This window comes from Stenotrophomonas sp. PS02300, assembly GCF_029959395.1.
GTDB lineage: Bacteria > Pseudomonadota > Gammaproteobacteria > Xanthomonadales > Xanthomonadaceae > Stenotrophomonas > Stenotrophomonas maltophilia_AD.
This window is the reverse complement of record NZ_JASCOP010000088.1, coordinates 1-18,065: the sequence shown is the minus strand read 5'-3', so window position 1 is coordinate 18,065 and position 18,065 is coordinate 1. Positions and strand designations below refer to the sequence as shown.

Here is an 18,065-nt window from a genome sequence, read left to right as displayed (position 1 = left end):
GGGGGGGGGGGGGGGGGGGGGGGGCCCCGCCGGGGGGGGGGGGGGCCCACGGCGCGACGCGCCGCGCGTGGTACCCACCGGACACTCACGTCCAGCACGGGCACAATGTCGGCCATGCCCGCCTCCCCCGCCGCCGGCGCTTCCGGCCCGAAGAATCCCAGCCTGCGCGAACGCTTCCAGGCGATGCGCAACCTGCCCCCGTTCCTGCGCCAGGTCTGGCAGACCAGCCCGGCACTGGCCAGCGCCAGCCTGGGCCTGCGCGTCATCCGCGCGCTGCTGCCGGTGGCGATGCTGTACGTGGGCAAGCTCATCATCGATGCGGCGCTGCTGCTGAGCCGGCACGAGGCCGGCTTCCCGCCGTTCGATGAAGCGCTGTACAGCGGCCTGCTCAACCCGCTGCTGGGCCTGCTGGCGCTGGAATTCGGCCTGGCCATCGCCTCGGACCTGCTCGGCCGCATCGTCAGCTACGCCGACACCCTGCTGTCGGAGCTGTTCACCAACGTCACCAGCGTGCGCCTGATGGAACACGCGGCCGAACTGGACCTGGAGGACTTCGAGGACCCGGACCTGCAGGACAAGCTGGACCGCGCCCGGCGCCAGACCATGGGGCGGATGAACCTGATGAGCCAGCTGTTCGGCCAGGTCCAGGACGCCATCACCGTGGCCAGCCTGGCGGTAGGCCTGCTGGTCTATGCGCCGTGGCTGATCCTGCTGCTGGGCGTCGCACTGGTGCCGGCGTTCATCGGCGAATCGCACTTCAACGCCGCCGGCTACAGCCTCAACTTCCAGTGGACCCCCGAGCGCCGGCAGCTGGACTACCTGCGCCAGATCGGCGCCAGCGTGGAAACCGCCAAGGAGGTGAAGATCTTCAACCTCCACCGCTTCCTGATCGACCGCTACCGGTTCCTGGCCGACAAGTTCTTCCGCGCCAACCGCGCGCTGGCGCGCAAACGCGCGTTCTGGGGCACGCTGCTGGCCGCCCTGGGCACGCTCGGCTACTACACCGCCTATGCCTACATTGCCTGGCGCACGGTGCGCGGCGATTTCTCCATCGGCGACCTGACCTTCCTGGCCGGCAGCTTCCTGCGCCTGCGCCAGCTGCTGGAAGGCCTGCTGATCGGCTTTTCGCAGGTGGCCAGCCAGGCGCTGTACCTGGATGATCTGTTCTCGTTCTTCCAGATCCAGCCGGAAATCCATTCGCGCCCCGATGCGGTGCCGGTGCCGCAGCCGATCACCCAGGGCTTCGTGTTCGAGAACGTGGGCTTCCAGTATCCCGATGCGGAAAGCTGGGCGGTGCGTCATCTCGACTTCGAGCTGCGTGCCGGCGAAGTGCTGGCGCTGGTCGGCGAGAACGGCGCGGGCAAGACCACGCTGGTGAAACTGCTGGCGCGGCTGTACGACCCCGATGAGGGCCGCATCCTGCTCGATGGCCGCGACCTGCGCGAATACGACCTGGACGACCTGCGCGCCAACATGGGGGTGATCTTCCAGGATTTCGTGCGCTACAACCTCAGTGCCGGCGAGAACATCGGGGTGGGCCTGGTCGAGGCGATGACCGACGATGCGCGCATCCGCGACGCCGCGCGCCGTGGCATGGCCGAGGACGTGATTGCCGGGCTGCCCCATGGCTACGAGCAGCTGATCGGGCGCCGCTTCAAGCAGGGCGTGGACCTGTCCGGCGGCCAGTGGCAGAAGATCGCCATTGCCCGCGCCTACATGCGCGATGCGCAGGTGATGATCCTGGACGAGCCCACCGCCGCGCTGGATGCGCGCGCCGAATTCGAGGTGTTCCAGCGCTTCAAGGAACTGTCCGACAACCGCACCGCCGTGCTTATCTCGCACCGGTTCTCGTCGGTACGCATGGCCGACCGGATCCTGGTGCTGGCCGGTGGCCGGATCGAGGCCAGCGGCACCCACGCCCAGCTGATGGCGCAGGGCGGCCGCTACGCCGAGCTGTTCGAACTGCAGGCCGCCGGATATCGGTAAAGCACCCCGCTGAACGGGGTTCAATGAGAATTTATCTCATTTGAGATAAACTGGAGGGGACAACACAGATCAGACCCCCTCCCCATGTCTTCCGCTTTCGGCGCCGAAACGGTGCTTGAGGTCCGTCACTGGACCGACGCCTACTTCAGCTTCACCACGACCCGCGACAGCGGTTTCCGCTTCGAGAACGGCCAGTTCGTGATGATCGGCCTGGAAACCGAAGCGCGCCCGCTGCTGCGCGCGTATTCCATCGCCAGCGCGAACTGGGAAGAGAACCTGGAGTTCTTCAGCATCAAGGTCCAGGACGGCCCGCTGACCTCGCGCCTGCAGCACATCAAGCCGGGCGACAAGGTACTGGTTGGCAAAAAGCCCACCGGCACCCTGCTGATCAGCGACCTGCACCCGGGCAAACACCTGTACCTGCTGGGCACCGGCACCGGCCTGGCGCCGTGGCTGTCGGTGATCAAGGACCCGGAAACCTACGAGCGCTTCGACAAGGTGATCCTCACCCACGGCGTGCGCTACGAAAAGGACCTGGCCTACCGCGAGCTGTTCGAGAAGGAACTGCGCGAACACGAGTTCCTGGGCGAGATGATCGGCGACAAGCTGCTCTACTACCCGGCCGTGACCCGCGAGCCGTTCCCGAACCAGGGCCGGCTGACCTCGCTGATGGAAAGCGGCGAGATGCAGCGCACCCTCGGCCTGCCCGAACTGAGCCCGGAAAACGACCGCGCCATGATCTGCGGCAGCCCGCAGATGCTGGCCGACCTGCGCAGCGTGCTGGACGCCCGTGGCTTCCAGACCTCGCCGCGGATCGGTACGCCCGGCCACTACGTGTTCGAGCGCGCATTCGTCGAAAAATAAACGGCTATTCCAGCGCGGCTTCGATATCGCCGCGCAGGTTTTCCGGCTTGTCGGTGGGCGCGTAACGCTCGCGCACCTGGCCATCACGGCCGACCAGGAACTTGCTGAAGTTCCATTTGATCGCACCGATGCCCAGCAGGCCGGACTTCTCGGCCTTCAGCCATTTCCAGAGCGGATGCGCGCCATCCCCGTTGACCTCGATCTTCCCTGACAGCGGGAAGTCCACTTGATAGGTCAGCGAGCAGAAACTGCGGATCTCCTCCGCGTTGCCGGGTTCCTGGTGGCCGAACTGGTCGCACGGGAAGCCGATCACCACCAGGCCCTGGTCGCGGTACTCGCTCCATACCTTCTCCAGGCCCTCGTACTGGGGCGTGAAGCCGCATTTGCTGGCCACGTTCACCAGCAGCAGCGCCTTGCCCCGGTACTGGTCAAGGTCCTGGGTCTGGCCGTCCAGGTCCACGAACGAGAAATCGAATGCAGTGGTCATGGTCGTGCTCCAACAGGGGTTCCGGTCATTGTACGGCTGCGCGCCTGCGCACATGCCTTTCGACACAAGCCCGCACCCCTCACCCCGGGTTAACCTCGGGCACTTGTCTGACCGGAGATTACCCCTTGACCACCCGTCTTGCCCTTGCCGTCGCCGTGACCCTCGGCCTTGCCCTGCCCGCCTATTCCGCCGTTGCCGCCGCCCCGGCCGCCAACGCCGCCCAGCAGGCCAACCCGTTCTTCGCCGACAGCACCCTGCCGCTGCACTACCCGCAGTTCGACAAGATCAAGGACAGCGACTTCGCCCCCGCCTTCGATGCCGGCATGGCCCAGCAGCTGAAGGAAGTGGAGGCGATCGCCAACAACAAGGCCAAGCCGACCTTCGACAACACCCTCATCGCGCTGGAAAAGAGCGGTGACACCCTGGACCGCGCCACCACCGTGTTCTTCAGCCTGGTCGGCGCCGACACCAACGATGCGCGCAAGAAGCTGCAGGCCGACTACTCGGCGAAGTTCGCCGCGCACAGCGATGCGATCGCGCTGAACGGCAAGCTGTTCGCCCGCATCCAGGCCCTGTATGACACCCGCACCCAGCTTGGCCTGGATGCCGAAGGCGTGCGCCTGGTCGAGAAGTACTACGAGAGCTATGTGCGCGCCGGCGCCAAGCTCAATGAGGCCGACAAGACCAAGCTCAAGGAAATGAACGCCGAGCTGGCCAACCTGGGCACCAAGTTCAGCCAGAACGTGCAGAACGAAGTGAACGCCTCGGCCGTGATCGTCGACGACGTCAAGCAGCTCGACGGCCTGTCGGCCGAGCAGATCGCTGCCGCCTCCGAAGCGGCCAAGGCCCGCAAGCTGGACGGCAAGTACGTCATCGCCCTGCTCAATACCACCGGCCAGCCGCCGTTGACCAACCTGGCCAACCGCGACCTGCGCAAGAAGATCTACGACGCCTCGGTCACCCGTGGCAGCCGCGGTGGCGAGTTCGACAACACCGCGCTGGTCGCGCGCATCATGCAGCTGCGCGCCGACAAGGCCAAGCTGATGGGCTTCGACAACTTCGCCGCCTACAACCTGACCAACCAGACCGCCAAGACCCCCGAAGCGGTCAACGCCATGCTCGGCCAGCTCGCCCCGGCCGCGGTCGCCAACGCCAAGCGCGAAGCGGCCGACCTGCAGGCGATGATCGACAAGGAACAGAAGGCCGCCGGCAAGAAGCCCTTCCAGCTCGAAGCGTGGGATTGGGCCTACTACAGCGAGAAGGTGCGCCAGGCCAAGTACAACTTCGACGAATCCCAGCTCAAGCCGTACTTCGAGCTGAAGAACGTGCTGGAAAACGGTGTGTTCTTCGCCGCCAACCAGGAATACGGCCTGACCTTCAAGCAGCGCACCGACCTGCCGGTGTACCACGACGACGTGACCGTCTACGACGTGTTCGACGCCGACGGCAGCCAGCTGGCGATCTTCATCTTCGATCCGTACGCACGCGCGTCCAAGCGTGGCGGTGCGTGGATGAACTCCTACGTCTCGCAGTCGGCGCTGACCGGCTTCAAGCCGGTGGTGGCCAACCACCTCAACATTCCCAAGCCGCCGGCCGGCCAGCCGACCCTGCTGACCTGGGACGAAGTGACCACCACCTTCCACGAATTCGGCCATGCCCTGCACGGCACGTTCTCGAACGTGAAGTACCCCTACTTCTCGGGCACCTCGGTGCCGCGTGACTTCGTCGAGTTCCCCTCGCAGGTCAACGAGATGTGGTCGGACAACCCGCTCATCCTGAAGAACTACGCCAAGCACTACCAGAACGGCACTGCGATGCCGCAGGCGCTGCTGGACAAGGTGATCGCCGCGGCCAAGTTCAACCAGGGCTTTGCCACCACCGAGTACCTGGGTGCGGCCATGCTGGACCAGCGCTGGCACCAGATCGGCCCGGACCAGGTGCCGGCCGCCAAGGACGTGATGGCCTTCGAGCGCGCCGCGCTGGAGAAGGACGGCATCTACTACGCGCCGGTGCCGCCGCGCTACAAGACCCCGTACTTCAGCCACATCATGGGCGGCTACTCGGCCGGCTACTACGCCTACATCTGGTCGGAAGTGCTCGATGCCAACACCCAGAAGTGGTTCCGCGAGAACGGCGGCCTGAGCCGCAAGAACGGCGACCATTTCCGCGAAACCCTGTTGTCCAAGGGTGGCAGCGTGGATGCGATGCAGCTGTTCCAGAACTTCGCCGGCCACGAACCGCAGATCGAGCCGCTGCTCGAGAAGCGTGGCTTGACCGCAGAAAAGAAGTAAATCGGAACGTACAAAAACAAAACCGCCCGGCGAAAGCCGGGCGGTTTTTTGTTGGGCGTCATCCCGCCGGGGCCATCAGCGCGGCGCGACGTATCCACCCGGCACGCCGTTGGGCGACAGCACCAGCTGCCACAGCTGCGCATGCCGGCAGCGGAAGCTGGCCATCGAGCCGGCCAGGTAGAACCGCCACATGCGCCTGAAGCGTTCGTCGTAGCGTTGCGGGTCCAGCCGTGGCCAGGCCGCTTCCACGTTGCTGCGCCAGGCCCGCAGGGTGCGGTCATAGTCGGCACCGAAGCTGTGCCAGTCCTCCAGCACGAACAGGCCCTCGTAGGCCGCCGTGATCTGCGCGGCCGAGGGCAGCATCGAGTTCGGGAAGATGTAGCGCGCGATCCACGGATCGGTACGGTGCCGCGACAGGTTGCTGCCGATGCTGTGCAGCAGGAACAACCCATCCGGCGCCAGGCAGCGCCGTGCCATCTCGAAATAGCTGCGGTAGTTCTTGTCGCCCACGTGTTCGAACATGCCCACCGACAGGATCGCATCGAAGGTCTCGTCGACCTCGTGGTAGTCCTGCAGGCGGATCTCGATCGGCAAGCCCGCACACAGCTCACGCGCGTAGTCGGCCTGCTCCTGCGAGATGGTGATGCCCACGCCGGACACGCCGTAGCGCTCGGCGGCAAACTTCAGGGCCTCGCCCCAGCCGCAGCCGATGTCCAGCACGCGCTGGCCCGGGCCCAGCCCGAGCTTGCGGCAGATCAGATCGAGCTTGGCTTCCTGCGCGGTATCCAGGTCGCCCGCGCCTGCCCAGTACGCACAGCTGTAGACCAGCCGCCTGCCAAGCATCGCGTGGTACAGGTCGTTGCCCAGGTCGTAGTGGCGGCGGCCCACCTCGAGGTTGCCGCCGCCGGCCTGCAGGTTGAACAGGCGCGCCTTCAGCGCATCGCCCAGTTCGCGCCAGCCGTGCACGCGTTCGTCCAGGTGCGCCTGCATCAGGTGCAGCAGGAAACCGTCCAGTGATTCCGCGTCCCATTGCCCATCCATGTAGCTTTCGCCCAGGCCGAGCGACCCGTGCGCGATCACGCGCGCATAGAAGTGCGGGTCGTGCACGTGGATGTCGTGCGGGCGGTCACCGTCGACGGTGACGCCCGCCTCGTGCAGCAACTCGATCACCCGTCGTTGCAGCCCCCCGTCCACGGTCGCCCTCCACTAGCCCTTGGCGAACAACGCGGCGTAGGCCGGGGCCACGTGCGGCACCAGCACGGCGGCCGGCACGTCCACGGTCTGGGTGCCATCCGAATACGGCCCCACCTGGTACGGCGGGAACACGAAACGCACGGCGGTGATCAGTCCGTTGGGATCGGTCATCGGCTGGAACTGGCTGAAGTTCTCGGCGCTGGCCCCGGTGCCGTCGGCAATCATGCGGCTGGCGCTGCGCAGCGATTCCTGCAGCTGGCCCGGCTCCATGTCTTCGCTGCTCAGCCGGGTCGCCACGCGCTCCTTGAGCTGGTCGGCGATGTAATCGCTGACCACGCCCCAGCCCTTGGTGTCGGCGATCAGCTTGTCGGCGGTGAGCATGGTCTGCGTTTCCGGCAGCCACACGAAACGCGCCACCAGCGGTTCGCCATGGGCACCGCCGGTGTAGCGGCTGCCATCGGCGCTGATCACCACCAGCTGCGGGGTTTCCAGCACCTTTTCGAAGCTCAGCGACAGCTCGTAGGGCATGGTCGGCTTGTCGTTGCCCAGCCCGTCCACGGCCTGCTGCAGTTCAGCGCGCGCGGCCGTGGCGTAGTCCGACAGTGCCTTGGCCAGCCCCGGGAAGCGGTTCACGTCCTGCGGGTAGCTGATGCCCACCACCGCCTGCGGGGTGTTTTCAATCACGTCACGCAGCTCCAGCGGGGCCTCGACGGCGGCCTGCGGTGCGGTGGTGTCCGGCTGCGCGGCCGTGGTGTCGGTGGTCGGCGCGACGGCGGTATCGGCCTCGCGCTTGCAGCCCGCCAGCAGCACCAGCCCCACGGCCAACGCCAGCGCGCCGGTACGCAGCGCGCGGCGGTTTCCTGCGATGTTCATTGCAATCCCCTTGTTGAAACCCAGCATGATGATCCTTCGTCCGTGAAAACAACCTGTGCCTGCTACGCCAGCAGGTCCTGGTACTCGGCGTGCCGTTCGAAGAACTGCTCGGCGTAGGCGCAGGCCGGCACGACCTTGAGTTTGTTGTCCCGCGCATAGCGCAGGGCGACCTTGGTCAGCTCCCCGGCGATGCCCCGCCCGGCAATGGCCTCGGGCACCTCGGTATGGGTGATGACCATCCGCTTCCGCTTGATCTGGTAATCCAGCAGCGCCAGGTATCCCTGGATCCGGGCCTGGAACCGGTGGCGGGCCAGATCGTGCTCCACCTCGTACGCCAATCCGGGCGGGGTGACCGAAGCCATGGGCGGTGTCTCCTGCGGCGACTGTCGCGATAGTGCGCAGCGTAGCGCCATGATCGCGTGAAGCCTGAACAGGGGCAACAGGCGACGCATTTGGTCACATCGGGACCTAAAGTCCGGCCGATTCAAGCCGATATCGGTTTCGGACAGGCCGCAAAAGCTGGCACGCGTTTTGCGACACCTGTCTGCCCCATCCGTGTCCCAAGGAGCACCACATGGACCATGCACCCGACTTCACCCAGCCCGGCGACGCCGACAGCTCGCTGCTGGAAGGCCTGTTCCAGCTGGCCCTGAACGGCCAGACCCAAGGCTCGGAATTCGACCTGATCGACCACGAGGTCTACACCCGCCTGCTCAGCACCTACGGTACCGACCAGCGTTTCGCTGCGTGAGGTTGCCGAGGGTCACGACCAACGGTCGTGACCTACCCGATTTGCCGGCACCGTATCCGATTTGCCGGCACCGTATCCGATTTGCCGGCACCGTCCCCGGCGGTAGGTCACGACCGTTGGTATGCCTGCTTGCGGCAGGCCCCCTTCGGGCCGTCGACAAGCGACGTTAGGAACGGCTACGCCGTTCCTTGCGTGACCGCCGTCCCGGTCAGCCGCCGCCCAGGCTGAAGCGCGGGTTGCTCAGCTCGCGCAGGAAGTGATCGAAGATCGCCGGGCGCATTGCCAGCATGAAGATCACGCCGAACGCCGCACCGGCCAGGTGCGCGCTGTGGTTGATGCGGTCACCGCCCTTGCGGTCCATCCAGATGCTGTAGCCCACGTAGAACGCGGCGTAGATGATCGCCGGCGCCGGGATGAAGAACACGAAGATGATGCTCCACGGGCTGATCAGGATGAAGGCGAACAGCACCGCCGACACCGCGCCCGACGCGCCCAGGCTCATGTAGTTCGGGTTCTTCTGGTTTTTCAGGTAGCTGGGCAGGATCGACACCACCAGCGCCCCCAGGTAGAACGCCGGGTACGTGAGGTAGCTGCCGGTGAGGTTGACCATCACCGACTCGATCTGGCCGCCGAAGAAGAACAGCGTGATCATGTTGAAGGCCAGGTGCGCCAGGTCCGCGTGGATGAACCCATAGGTCACCAGGCGGTCGTACTGGCGCTTGCGGTCCACGGCCGGCGGCCACAGGATCAGGCGGTCGGCCAGGGCGCGGTTCTTGAACGCCATCCACGAGACCAGGACGGTGATGGCGATCAGCAGCAGGTTGACGGGGGTCATGGCGGTACTCAGGCAGCGCGGTAGTTGTCGACCATACGATAGCGCTTGGCATACCAACCGAAGGCCAACGCCGCCACGAAGGCGAAGCCGGCGAAGAAGAACATCAGGAACGCGGCCTCGCTGAGCCCGGTGCTGGCGATCTTGTGGGTCACCGTGTCGTTGCGCACCGCCGCGTTGGACAGCAGCACCCACAGGTTGCCGATGGTGGTGGTGAGGTTCCAGAAGCTCATCACCACGCCCTTCATCGCCTGCGGTGCCTGGCTGTAGGCGAACTCCAGGCCGGTGGCCGAGACCAGCACCTCACCGAAGGTGAGCAGCGCGTACGGCAGCATCTGCCAGAAGATGGACATGACGTTGCCACCATCCATCATCACCTGGATGCCACCGACCACGATCCAGGCCAGGCCGCTGAAGGCGATGCCGGCGGTCATGCGGCGCAGCGCGGTCGGCTCGAAGCCGAAGCGGCGCAGGGCCGGGTACAGCACCAGGTTGTTGAACGGAATCAGGATCATCACCAGCAGCGGGTTCAGCGCCTGCATCTGCGAGGCGGTGAACCACGAGGGCATGGCCATCTGCTGGCCCTGCAGCACCCAGGTGGAGGCCTTCTGGTCGAACAGCGAGAAGAAGGGGGTGGTCAGCGCGAAGATCACCAGCACCCGCAGCACCGAACGCACGCCTTCCACGGCCTCGGCCGGGTGCACGGCGCGGGCGCGCTCGAGCTGGATCCAGGTACCGCCACCCACGCCGGCCAGCACCAGCACCAGCGCGATGCACAGGCAGATCACGATGCCCAGGCTGCCGACCAGACCCATCGACGCCACCGCCAGCACCATGCCCAGGATGGCCAGGGTAAGACCCGGGCGGCCCTTGCCCGGCACCTGCGCGGTCAGCGCGGTGCGCACCACGTTGCCGAACGAATGCGGGTCCTTCGGCGGCAGCGGCACCAGCACATAGCGCTTGCGGCCCAGCCAGAACACGAAGGTGGCCACGAACATCAGGATGCCCGGGATGCCGAACGCCCACTGCGGGCCCAGGTTCTTCAGCGCCAGCGGGATCAGCAGCGAGGCGAACAGCGAACCGAAGTTGATGATCCAGTAGAAGGCGTCGAAGACGAACTTGGCCAGGTGCTTGTTGCTCTGGTCGAACTGGTCGCCCATGAACGAGGCCACCAGCGGCTTGATGCCACCGGCACCCAGCGCGATCAGGCCCAGGCCGAGGAAGAAGCCTTCGCGGCTGTTCTCGAACAGCGCCAGGCAGGCGTGGCCGGCGCAGTAGATCAGGCTGAACCACAGGATGGTGTGGTACTTGCCGAAGAACTTGTCGGCCAGCCAGCCGCCCAGCAGCGGGAAGAAGTACACGCCGATCATGAAGCTGTGCATGATGTCCTTGGCCTCGCCGGCCCGGCCATCGGCGGTGATCTCCTGCAGCAGCAGCGAGGTGATCAGGAACTGCACCAGGATGTTGCGCATCCCATAGAAGCTGAACCGCTCGCAGGCCTCATTGCCGATGATGTACGGAATCTGGCGCGGCATGCTTCCCTTGCCAGCGCTGGCGGCTGCGGTCGTGCTCATTCTATGGGGCTGTCCTGCGGGTTCAAAGGGCGCAAGGTTACCGGAAGCACCCGGGGCGCGCACGTTGCGGCCGAACGTGACAACGCCGCCGCGCAATGGCAGGCCTCTGAAATCGTTTGACGGAAGTCACGGCACGTCGACGGCCCAAGCGTAAACTTATCGTTATGCGCCTCCTCCCCACGGTTGTCGCAGGACGCTGGCACGGCTGGTTCCTGCTCCTGTTGTTGACCACCCCCACGCTGCCTGCCCATGCCCGGCAGGGCGAGGCGGCACCGCGCCTGCTCAGGATCGCCACGCTGGAGCTGCCGGCAGCCGACGAGGCCGAATGGGAGCAGCGCCGCGACCAGCTGCTGCAGGTGCTGGAAGGCCTGCAGCCGGACGTCATCGCCGTCCAGCGGGTGCTGCAGACCAAGGGCGGCAACCCTGCCTGCTGGCTGGCCACCCGCCTGCGCTACAGCTGCGACTTCGTCACCGCCGACCCGCCCAGCCAGGCGCTGCGCCATGGCAGTGCCATGCTCAGCCGGCTGCCGGTGGCCGAAGACGGGGTCACCCTGCTCCACCCGCCGGGCCGCTTCAGCGCGGCCGGCATGCTGCGGGTGAACCTGCAGGAGGAGCAGGTCAACATCTACGTGGCCCGGCTGCGCCCGGACCCGGACGAGGCGCTGGTGCGCAGGCACCAGACCAGTGACCTGATGACCTGGATCGGGGCCACCTCCGATGGCCTGCCGTCCTTGATCGCCGGCGACTTCTCGGCCGATACCGACGAACTGGTCCGCAGCTCGCCCGGCTTCCAGCCGGCGCGCAAGAACCCCGGCGAGCGCGTCGACCCGCCGTCGGCAGCCGGTGTCGCGGGCGGCCATGGCCTGGACGTGCTGTTCCAGGTAAGCCACTTCGCCGGCCAGGGCCTGCAACCGCTGAAGCTGCCCGCACTGGAAGGCACCGATATCGGCGCCCTGCGCCTGGGCATCATCGCCACCCTGCGGCTGCAGGGTGATGCGGCCGCACGTTAGCCAGCGGTAGCGACCAACGAAAAGGCCAGGCATTTCTGCCTGGCCTTCATGGTTCTCAGGTCGCCCTGTCGATCAGGCGATGGCGTCCTGGTAACGACGCTCGACTTCCTTCCAGTCGACCACGTTGAAGAACGCGCCGATGTATTCCGGGCGACGGTTCTGGTACTTCAGGTAGTACGCGTGTTCCCACACGTCCAGGCCCAGGATCGGCGTGTTGCCTTCCATCAGCGGGCTGTCCTGGTTGCCGGTGCTTTCCACCACCAGCTTCTTGTCCGGGGTGACGCTCAGCCACGCCCAGCCGCTGCCGAAACGGGTCAGAGCAGCCTTGGTGAAGGCTTCCTTGAACTTCTCGAAACCGCCCAGCTGGGCGTCGATGGCCTGGCCGACGTCGCCGGTCGGGTTGCCGCCGGCATTGGGCGCCATCACGGTCCAGAACAGGGTGTGGTTGGCGTGGCCGCCACCGTTGTTGCGCACCGGGCCCTGCAGGTTTTCCGGCAGCGACTTGAGCTTCTTGACCAGTTCCTCAACCGGCAGGTCGGCGTACTCGGTGCCTTCCAGTGCCGCGTTGACGTTGTTGATGTAGGTCTGGTGGTGCTTGGTGTGGTGGATTTCCATGGTGGCCGCATCGATATGCGGCTCAAGCGCGTCGTAGGCGTAGGACAGCTTGGGGAGGGTGTAGGCCATGTGGTTCTCCTGGTAGCTCACTCGCCCGGCGAAGACCGGGCGTTGCGAAGTCGATGATGGGGATGGCCGCCAAGCTTACCAACCCCCAGGTAAAGGAAACTTCGTCCTGCGTCGAATACATGTTACGCATCGGTGACGAATCCATCACCGGCTCGGCGGGAAGACCACGTAGTGCCACGCCCTGCGTGGCAACCACGCAGTGTTTAGCAAAGAACCAGTACAGTAAGCCTACTCGTCACGGCATACCCGCCCATGCGCAAACCCTTATTGCTGTTGCTCGCCATCGTGCTCCTGGTGGGTGGCCTGGCCGCGATCAAACTGGCCCAGCGCGCGCCGGCGCCGCAGTTCGCGCCGTCGCTGACCCAGCCAGGTGCCGACACTGCGCCGATCGACAACGCCCCGGCCAACCCCGGTGCCACCGCGCAGCGCACCCATGACGCGCTGCCCGCCTTCCTGCCTGCCGAAGCACGCCAGACCATCGTCCTGATCCAGCGCGGCGGCCCCTACCCGCACCGCCAGGACGGCGGCGTTTTCAGCAACCGCGAACAGCGCCTGCCGGATCGCCCGCGCGGCTACTACCGCGAATACACCGTGGACACGCCGGGTGCCGGCAACCGCGGCGCACGCCGCATCGTGACCGGCGGCACTCCGCCGACCGGTTGGTTCTACACCGACGACCATTACGAAACCTTCCGCAGTTTCGAGGTCCCACCTGCCGGGAGCTGGCAATGAACCACGATGGATTCGAACTGGGTCTGGACGACATCAACAATGCCGGCGTGTACTCGGTCACCAATGAAGACATTGGGCCGCTGTCGGCCGCGATGCGCGATGCCGGGCTGCGCGTGACCACGATTGACCTGCACGGGTGCAATGACAAGCGCACGCTGATCGCGCGCGTTGCCGCGCAGCTGGACTTCCCGCAGACGTTCGGGGGCAACTGGGACGCGCTGCTGGACTGCCTGCGCGATCTGTCGTGGCAGAAGGCGAACGGCTATGCACTGTTCTTCAGCGATGCCGACGGGTTGCAGGAGGACGCGGAAAAGGACTTCGACACGTTCCTCGATATCCTGGCCGACGCCAGCGAGGCATGGAGCAAACAGGACGTGCCGTTCTGGGCGTTCGTCGCGTTGAACGGGTAACCGATGATGGCGAAGCCATCATCGGCTGCCGTTGTCGTCCTGTAGTTCTTTCTTGAACGGAATGTCCGGCGGCGGGCGCGCCACCGCCGGCTGGTCCTGCATGTTCGGGTCGCTCAGGCCACAGCCGCCGCCGAACTGCAGGATCGACACCACGCAGGAAATCTTCGAGCTGGTGCCGGGAATCGGAATCTCCACGGCCTTGATGCCCTTGCGCACCCATTCGGCCAGCAGCGATTCGTTCGGCGCCCAGTACTTGTCGAACGAGGTCGGCGTGTAGTCGTACGGCGGGCGCTTGAGCCACGTACCGGACTGGGCGATGCGTTCGCGGCTCCAGCCGTCGTTCTCGCCACCGGGCGCGCCGCGCTCGCTGTCGCCGCTGCCTTCCTGCCCCGGCACGCGCACGCTGCCGTCGGCATTGAACAGGCCGTCGCCGGTGCGGCCGGTGGCCTGGTTGGCCTGCGCGCCCGTGCGCTCGCCGGCCCGGTTGCGGTCGGCGGCGCCCCAATCATCGCCCCGAGCGGGCGTGGCCCAGTTGCCGGGCGTGGGCGACGGGCGCGCGGCCGGGGCGCGGGACGGGGCGGTGCTGGACGCGGCACTGCGGCTGGGAGCGGCCTGGCTGGCCGTACTCGCCGCTGGCGTGGGCGACGGCGCGGACGCCGCAGGCGATGGGGTCGCTGCGGCCGGGGCCTGGCGTGGCGCGGCATTGGGCACCGCGCGCTCGCGCACCGCGACCTCCGGGCTGCGCCCGGGCACTGTGATCTCGCGCTGCGGCACCGGTGCGACCGTGACCGACACCGATGGCGCCGGCGTGACTTCACGTTCGCGCACCTGCAGATCACGCTGCGGCACGTTGACCTCAACCCGGGGACCGGGCACCGGCACCGGCGCCGTAGGTGCGGTGACCACGGTGACCTCGCGTTCGCGCACCGCCACGTCGCGCGTGCGCACCTGCGTTTCCACCGGGCGCACGGACGGGGTGATCGAAGGCGGCGTCGGTGTTTCCGGCACTTCCACGGTGCGCTCGCGCACCTGCGGCTCGGGCGCGTCGCGCGGAATCACCCGCACTTCGGTGCGCGGCACGCTGGTGGGCGGCACTACGAAATCGGTGGTGGCTTCGGCCACATCGGTGGCCTGGATGGGCTGTTCAACCGCCGTGGGTGCGGGGGCTGGCGGTGTCGGCACGGGTTCGGCACTGGCAGTCGGCTCCGGCGCGGATGCCGGCGGCTGCGGCGCGGTGGCCGCGGTAGCGCTCGCCGGACGGGGCTGCGAGGCGGCGGCTTCAGCCTGGGCGCTCGCGGCAGCCGCCGCTGCCGCGCTGCCTGCAGCGGCGGGCTCGCCGCCACCGCTTTCCTGCGGCGTTCCGCTGCCCAGGAATTCCACCTGGATGCGGCCGCCATCGCCGCCCTGCTCCGGCTGCACCGGCGGGCGGATCAGTGCCACCCACAGCAGCAGCAGGGCGAACATGACGTGCAGCAGCACGCTGATGACCGCCGAGGTCCAGCGCATCCAGCGCTGGTCGCGCGGGGCCGGGTCCCAGGTCTGCCAGAGCAGGCGCCGCAGCGACTGCACGAAGCCCAGCGCCGGCAGCCGGCCGGGGGAGCCCGGCAACGGGCGTTGGATCAGTTCGGCAATGACTTCGGTCGAACGGAACGGGCGCGGCAACGGGGTCAGCGCGCGCAGCCACAGGCCCCACCCGTAGGGAAGGCCAGTGGTTTTTTCAACGATGCGTTTGTCCGGCTGGCGCGCCAGCAGCCAGTCGAGGATGTCGTCAGCCCGGCGCAGTGTCACGCAGGCCGATCAGGCAGCCGTGCCGCGGGGAATGTACGGCGCGTGACCGCTGTCATGGTCCGTCGCGTCACGTACCGCGGTGATGCCGGGCACGCGGCCCATCAGGGTCTTCTCGATGCCCTGCTTGAGGGTGACGTCGGCCATGCCGCAGCCCTGGCAGCCGCCACCGAAACGCAGCAGCACCACGCCATCGGCAGACACTTCCTGCACCGCGACCTTGCCGCCGTGCGAGGCCAGCTGCGGGTTGACTTCGTTTTCCACCACCCAGCGCACGCGTTCGACCAGCGAGGCCGAATCGGCCGGGGCTTCGCCCTTGATCTTCGGCGCCTTGATGGTGAGCTGCTGGCCGCCGGTGGCATTGGTGACGATGTCGATGTCGGCGCCGTCCATCCAGCCCACGCTGTCGGACGCCACGTACAGGGTGAAGCCGTCGCAGTCCACCGCCCACTCGTCACCGAGCAGGTCGGCCGGTTCGGCGAACTCCAGCCGGGCGTCGGCGCGCGGGGTGCCGGCGTCCACGGCGCTGAGGCGCACGCCCATGCCGGGCACGGCTTCGCGCTCGATGAGCTTGCGGAAATAGGTCTGGGCAGTGTCGGAGATCTGGATCATGCGGCTATTCTAGCGGCTTACATGTTATGCGCTCATTCGGTTTATACACCGTCCGGCGCATTGTTCAGGCATACACGAGGTGGAGGATTTCATGGCCGACCTGATTCCGCTGGCGCAGGCCCGTTGCGTACCGCGCAAGGGCAGCGACCACAAGCTGGGCGAAGCCCGGATAGCCGAGCTGCTGCCGCAGGTTCCCGGCTGGGAGCTGGCCGAACAGGGCCAGGCCCTGACCCGGACCTTCCGCTTCGCCGACTACTACAAGACCATGGCGTTCGTGAATGCCCTGGCCTGGGTGGCCCACGCCGAAGACCACCACCCGGACCTGGGGGTGCATTACGACCGCGCCGTGGTGCGCTTTTCCACCCACGACGTGGGCGGGTTGAGCGAGAACGACTTCATCTGTGCAGCCAAGGCTTCGGGCCTGACGGAGTGATTTTGATGAACATTCAGATACGCGTGGCGGTGTCCGCAGCGGTGCTGGCCCTTGCCGGGTGCGGTGGATCTTCGCAGCCGGCGGCGCCGGTGGCGGCGCCTACCGAGGTGGCCGCGGTGAAGACGCCGCCGCCGGTGTACCCGATCGAGCTGGCCTGCCAGGCCATTGGCGGCACCACCACGCTGAAGGTGGTGGTGGGTACCGACGGCAAGCCCGGCCAGGTGCAGCTGGTGAGCGGCAGCGGCAACGCGCAGCTTGACGAGCAGGCGCAGAAGGCGGTGGAAGGCTGGCAGTTCAAGGCGGCCACCCGCGCCGGCCAGGCCGTGCCCACCACCATCCAGGTGCCGGTGAGCTTCAACCCGCCGCAGCCCAAGCCGGACGAGTGCTTCGCGGTGGAAGAGCGCCTGCGTCGCGGCGGCTGATCACCTCCTCCGCCAGCACACGCCAGCCCTACCCCCACCCTGATCGCACCCGTCTGCCCTGCCCGCTGCACGTCCACCCGGGCGTGGCGGAAACGGGGCGGTCGTGGTGCGTTACCCGTGTAAAGGACGCTGCGGCGCATGCTGGAAATTAGCAATGAAAACGTATGGGTCGCCCTGCTGGTGACCCTGGCTGCCGGCCTGGCCACCGGCCTGGGCAGCCTGATGGTGTTGTTCTCGCGCCGCCCCAACCCCCGCCTGCTTGCTTTTGGCCTGGCCTTCGCCGGCGGCGCGATGGTGTTCGTGTCGCTGACCGAGATCCTGACCAAGGCGATCGATTCGTTCACCCTGGCGTATGACGCGCGCGTGGGCTACGCCTACGCCACGGCGGCGTTCCTGTGCGGGGTGCTGCTGATCGTGCTGATCGATCACCTGATCCCGAATCCACACGAGAGCCTGGACAAGCAGGACCCGATGTTCCGGGAGAACAACAAGGCCTACATCAAGCGGGTGGGCCTGCTGACGGCGGTGGCGATCACCGCGCACAACTTCCCGGAGGGCCTGGCCACGTTCTTTGCGACGCTGGAGAGCCCTTCGGTGGGCATGCCGCTGGCGTTCGCGATCGCCATCCACAACATCCCCGAGGGCATCGCGATCGCGGTGCCGGTCTATTTCGCGACCCAGAACAAGTTCTATGCGTTCGGCGCCAGCCTGCTGTCGGGCCTGGCCGAGCCGATTGGTGCGGCGATCGGGTACGTGCTGTTGTCCGGGGTGCTCAACCACGCCACGTTCGGCTGGGTGTTCGGACTGATCTCCGGGGTGATGGTGTTCCTGGCGCTGGATGAGCTGCTGCCAGCGGCCAAGCGGTACGCCAAGGGTCACGAAACCGTGTACGGGCTGGTCGCCGGCATGGCAAGCCTGGCCATCAGCCTGGTGTTGTTCAAGTGGTAGACGATAGGCCGTGGTACCGGGCGTCGCCCGGCACCTTCATGCATCCGGGCGAACAGCCCGGGGCTGCGACGACCTCTGGCTAGGCGGGTCGGTGCGGGTTTGCAGGGGACGCCGTGAACCCATCCCTGGGGGCTTGGTCGCCGCATCCATGCGGCTCACACCCCTGCAAACCCGCCC

At 66.8% G+C, this 18,065-nt stretch carries 19 protein-coding genes; 10 read left to right on the top strand and 9 right to left on the bottom strand.

What is annotated here, in order from left to right:
• The first annotated feature begins 114 nt into the window (after positions 1-114).
• Together QMX79_RS14930 and QMX79_RS14925 are read left to right on the top strand one after the other, a co-directional pair.
• A complete protein-coding gene (locus tag QMX79_RS14930; protein ID WP_282247427.1) occupies positions 115-1,986 on the top strand; it encodes an ABC transporter ATP-binding protein in 1,872 nt (623 codons plus the stop codon).
• A gap of 84 nt (positions 1,987-2,070) precedes the next feature.
• Positions 2,071-2,850: a ferredoxin--NADP reductase gene (locus QMX79_RS14925; protein ID WP_068853026.1), complete on the top strand. Its 780-nt coding sequence runs from the start codon at positions 2,071-2,073 to the stop codon at positions 2,848-2,850.
• A 4-nt stretch (positions 2,851-2,854) separates the two neighbouring features.
• Here QMX79_RS14925 and QMX79_RS14920 read toward each other — a convergent pair whose 3' ends face one another.
• Entirely contained in the window at positions 2,855-3,337 is a 483-nt protein-coding gene (locus QMX79_RS14920; protein WP_282247426.1) for a glutathione peroxidase, read from the bottom strand.
• 125 nt (positions 3,338-3,462) lie between these two features.
• Between QMX79_RS14920 and QMX79_RS14915 the strand changes: the two genes are divergently transcribed.
• Positions 3,463-5,628 (top strand): M3 family metallopeptidase, encoded by a 2,166-nt coding sequence (locus QMX79_RS14915; RefSeq protein ID WP_282247425.1) that lies wholly within the window; start codon positions 3,463-3,465, stop codon positions 5,626-5,628.
• Between the two features lie 75 nt (positions 5,629-5,703).
• Here the strand turns inward: QMX79_RS14915 and cfa are convergent, their stop codons facing one another.
• The 3 genes from cfa to QMX79_RS14900 form a co-directional block, all read right to left on the bottom strand.
• Positions 5,704-6,822, bottom strand: a complete 1,119-nt coding sequence (gene cfa, locus QMX79_RS14910; protein ID WP_282247424.1) for a cyclopropane fatty acyl phospholipid synthase — start codon at positions 6,820-6,822, stop codon at positions 5,704-5,706.
• 12 nt (positions 6,823-6,834) lie between these two features.
• Positions 6,835-7,695 carry a DUF3298 and DUF4163 domain-containing protein gene (locus tag QMX79_RS14905; RefSeq protein ID WP_282247423.1) on the bottom strand — a complete coding sequence of 287 codons (861 nt, stop codon included), beginning with the start codon at positions 7,693-7,695 and terminating at the stop codon, positions 6,835-6,837.
• Between the two features lie 62 nt (positions 7,696-7,757).
• Complete coding sequence (locus QMX79_RS14900) at positions 7,758-8,057, bottom strand: GNAT family N-acetyltransferase (protein ID WP_282247422.1); 300 nt, start codon at positions 8,055-8,057, stop codon at positions 7,758-7,760.
• 212 nt (positions 8,058-8,269) lie between these two features.
• On the opposite strand from QMX79_RS14900, the gene QMX79_RS14895 reads away from it, so the two are divergent.
• Positions 8,270-8,446 (top strand): hypothetical protein, encoded by a 177-nt coding sequence (locus QMX79_RS14895; RefSeq protein WP_167693302.1) that lies wholly within the window; start codon positions 8,270-8,272, stop codon positions 8,444-8,446.
• A 208-nt stretch (positions 8,447-8,654) separates the two neighbouring features.
• On the opposite strand, the gene QMX79_RS14890 is transcribed toward QMX79_RS14895, so the two are convergent.
• Both QMX79_RS14890 and QMX79_RS14885 read right to left on the bottom strand, forming a co-directional pair.
• Positions 8,655-9,281 carry a rhomboid family intramembrane serine protease gene (locus tag QMX79_RS14890; RefSeq protein WP_184126638.1) on the bottom strand — a complete coding sequence of 209 codons (627 nt, stop codon included), beginning with the start codon at positions 9,279-9,281 and terminating at the stop codon, positions 8,655-8,657.
• An 8-nt stretch (positions 9,282-9,289) separates the two neighbouring features.
• Positions 9,290-10,852, bottom strand: coding sequence for an oligopeptide:H+ symporter (locus tag QMX79_RS14885; RefSeq protein WP_282247421.1), 1,563 nt, complete (start codon positions 10,850-10,852; stop codon positions 9,290-9,292).
• 164 nt (positions 10,853-11,016) lie between these two features.
• On the opposite strand from QMX79_RS14885, the gene QMX79_RS14880 reads away from it, so the two are divergent.
• A complete protein-coding gene (locus tag QMX79_RS14880; RefSeq protein WP_282247420.1) occupies positions 11,017-11,862 on the top strand; it encodes an endonuclease/exonuclease/phosphatase family protein in 846 nt (281 codons plus the stop codon).
• Between the two features lie 72 nt (positions 11,863-11,934).
• Here QMX79_RS14880 and QMX79_RS14875 read toward each other — a convergent pair whose 3' ends face one another.
• Positions 11,935-12,546, bottom strand: coding sequence for a superoxide dismutase (locus QMX79_RS14875; RefSeq protein WP_282247419.1), 612 nt, complete (start codon positions 12,544-12,546; stop codon positions 11,935-11,937).
• Between the two features lie 252 nt (positions 12,547-12,798).
• Here QMX79_RS14875 and QMX79_RS14870 point away from each other — a divergent pair, with 252 nt between their 5' ends.
• Both QMX79_RS14870 and QMX79_RS14865 read left to right on the top strand, forming a co-directional pair.
• Complete coding sequence (locus QMX79_RS14870; protein WP_282247418.1) at positions 12,799-13,278, top strand: ribonuclease domain-containing protein; 480 nt, start codon at positions 12,799-12,801, stop codon at positions 13,276-13,278.
• Positions 13,275-13,688 carry a barstar family protein gene (locus QMX79_RS14865; RefSeq protein WP_282247417.1) on the top strand — a complete coding sequence of 138 codons (414 nt, stop codon included), beginning with the start codon at positions 13,275-13,277 and terminating at the stop codon, positions 13,686-13,688. The genes QMX79_RS14870 and QMX79_RS14865 overlap by 4 nt, the downstream gene beginning before the upstream one ends.
• 18 nt (positions 13,689-13,706) lie before the next feature.
• Here the strand turns inward: QMX79_RS14865 and QMX79_RS14860 are convergent, their stop codons facing one another.
• Complete coding sequence (locus tag QMX79_RS14860) at positions 13,707-15,476, bottom strand: hypothetical protein (protein WP_282247415.1); 1,770 nt, start codon at positions 15,474-15,476, stop codon at positions 13,707-13,709.
• A 9-nt stretch (positions 15,477-15,485) separates the two neighbouring features.
• Positions 15,486-16,085 carry an NfuA family Fe-S biogenesis protein gene (locus QMX79_RS14855; RefSeq protein ID WP_068853063.1) on the bottom strand — a complete coding sequence of 200 codons (600 nt, stop codon included), beginning with the start codon at positions 16,083-16,085 and terminating at the stop codon, positions 15,486-15,488.
• Between the two features lie 91 nt (positions 16,086-16,176).
• On the opposite strand from QMX79_RS14855, the gene QMX79_RS14850 reads away from it, so the two are divergent.
• From QMX79_RS14850 to zupT, 3 genes are all read left to right on the top strand, one after another.
• Positions 16,177-16,518, top strand: a complete 342-nt coding sequence (locus QMX79_RS14850; protein WP_068854702.1) for a 4a-hydroxytetrahydrobiopterin dehydratase — start codon at positions 16,177-16,179, stop codon at positions 16,516-16,518.
• Between the two features lie 5 nt (positions 16,519-16,523).
• Complete coding sequence (locus tag QMX79_RS14845) at positions 16,524-16,940, top strand: energy transducer TonB (RefSeq protein ID WP_282247414.1); 417 nt, start codon at positions 16,524-16,526, stop codon at positions 16,938-16,940.
• A 138-nt stretch (positions 16,941-17,078) separates the two neighbouring features.
• Positions 17,079-17,888, top strand: coding sequence for a zinc transporter ZupT (gene zupT / locus QMX79_RS14840; protein WP_282247413.1), 810 nt, complete (start codon positions 17,079-17,081; stop codon positions 17,886-17,888).
• The last annotated feature ends 177 nt before the right edge of the window (positions 17,889-18,065 follow it).